This window comes from Dellaglioa sp. CoH-56-MRSF-13 (assembly GCF_056782095.1).
The window spans coordinates 1-318 of record NZ_JBXAYC010000121.1 but is presented as its reverse complement, the minus strand read 5'-3'; the positions used below and the strand labels follow the sequence as shown (position 1 = coordinate 318).

At 53.8% G+C, this 318-nt stretch carries 1 protein-coding gene; it reads left to right on the top strand.

Annotated elements, in window-relative coordinates:
* Positions 1-306: hypothetical protein (locus AC1RP1_RS08145; protein WP_481762741.1), on the top strand; the 306-nt coding region annotated here is incomplete at its 5' end.
* Positions 307-318 lie beyond the last annotated feature (12 nt).

The window sequence follows — 318 nt, the reverse complement described above, 5'->3', positions numbered from 1 at the left end:
GTTTATGACGACTGGCGCGAGGCGGCCCGTGCAGCCGACGAACACGCACGGATTTGTGCCGAGGGTTACAAAGAATACGACGAACGCTATCAGGAGGCAAAGAAGCTTGAAAGCGATATCGAGCACGAAGAAAGCTTGACCGAGGCCCGGCTTACTCGTATCCGTGAGTGCATCAAAGTGCGCCACGTGTCGGAATACTGGCGCGATGAATTGCGCGGCGCAATAGAGGACGTTCGCGAATTGCGCGAATCGGTTGCCGACAAGAAACAGAAGCTCAAAGACGATTACGCGGATTGTGATATCTAACCTACTCACGAA